Origin of the sequence: Sulfuricurvum sp. (assembly GCF_049587615.1) — a bacterium.
Taxonomy (GTDB): domain Bacteria; phylum Campylobacterota; class Campylobacteria; order Campylobacterales; family Sulfurimonadaceae; genus Sulfuricurvum.
In genome coordinates this window covers 1-1,567 of the sequence record NZ_JBAVEF010000047.1, presented here as the reverse complement: position 1 = coordinate 1,567, position 1,567 = coordinate 1, and the positions used below count along the sequence as shown (strand labels likewise).

The window sequence follows — 1,567 nt, the reverse complement described above, 5'->3', positions numbered from 1 at the left end:
TTGCCGATCAGCGGCGAGGGCACCTCGCGCGGATTCAAGCCCAGGCCCGCCAGCAGGAAGGCGAAGAGCACGGCGAAGACGCCGAGCGGGATCAGGAGCTTGCGGTTCATGGGGGCGGCGCCGCTCTATCGCGCCGTGGCGGCGCCGGCGGGTAGCGCCGTCTCGCGGCGTGCCGCGAGACGGTAGCGGCGGTCGGTGATCGCGAGGAGGCCGCCGAGCGCCATCAGCACGCATCCACCCCAGATCCACGTCACGAACGGCTTGCGGTAGACGCGCACCGTCCAGGCGGCGCCGTCGACCGGCTCGCCCAGCGACACGTACAGGTCGCCGAAGATGCCGCTGTCGATCGCGGCCTCGGTCATCGGCATGCCCTGCGCGTTGTAGATGCGCTTCTCTGGGTGAAGCTTCTCGAACGAAACGCCGTTCTTCGCGACGTCGAACGTGCCGCGTGCCGCACGGTAATTCGGGCCGACTCGTTCGGACGTGCCTTCGAACCTGAACGAGTACGCGCCGACCGACACGGACTCGCCGGGCACCATCCGCACGTCGCGCTCGGTCTCGTAGCCCTTCACCAGCGTGACGCCGACGATGAACACGGCCACGCCGAGATGCGCGAGCAGCATGCCCCAGTAGCCGCGAGGCTGCTTCGCCAACCGCGCCATCGCGCCGCCCTGCGCGCCGGCGATGCGCTCGCGCACATTCACCACGGTGGTCGTGACGATCCACAGCGCGAGCAGCAGGCCGAACGCGACCATCGGCGACCACTTGCCGCCGAGGAACGGCAGCCCGATCGCGAGGATCAGCGAGACGACGAATGCCCACTTGACGCGCGTGAAGAGATCAGGCAACTCGGCCTTCTTCCAGCGTGCGAGCGGGCCCACGCCCATCAGGAACACGAGCGGCGCCATCACCGGCACGAACACCGCGTCGAAGTACGGCGGGCCGACGGAGATCTTGCCGAGGTTCAGCGCGTCGAGGAACAGCGGGTAGAGCGTGCCGAGCAGCACCGTGCCGCAGGCCACGCCGAGCAGAACGTTGTTCGCGAGGAGCAGCGACTCGCGCGACACCGGCTCGAAGCGCCCGCCGGTGCCGACCTTGGGCGCACGCAGCGCGAAGAGCAGCAGCGAACCGCCGATCACCAGCGCGAGGAACAGCAGGATGAACACGCCGCGCCGTGGATCGGTCGCGAACGCGTGCACGGAGGTGAGCACGCCCGAGCGCACGAGGAACGTGCCGAGCAGCGACAGCGAGAACGCGGCGATCGCGAGCAGCACCGTCCAGGCCTTGAACGTGCCGCGCTTCTCGGTGACGGCGAGGGAGTGGATGAGCGCGGTACCGACGAGCCACGGCATGAACGAGGCGTTCTCGACTGGATCCCAGAACCACCAGCCGCCCCAGCCGAGCTCGTAGTAGGCCCACCAGCTGCCGACCATGATGCCGAGCGTGAGGAACATCCACGCGAGCGTGGTCCACGGCCGCGACCACCGCGCCCACGTGGCGTCGAGCCGGCCGCCGAGGAGCGCGGCGATGGCGAAGGCGAAGGCCACCGAGAAGCCGACGTTGCCCA

The 1,567-nt window shown here is 69.4% G+C and carries 1 protein-coding gene; it reads right to left on the bottom strand.

Annotated features, from left to right (window positions below):
- Positions 1–125 precede the first annotated feature (125 nt).
- Positions 126–1,567, bottom strand: a 1,442-nt coding sequence (locus WB308_RS08500; protein WP_424190826.1) for a heme lyase CcmF/NrfE family subunit, incomplete at its 5' end; no start/stop codon positions are given.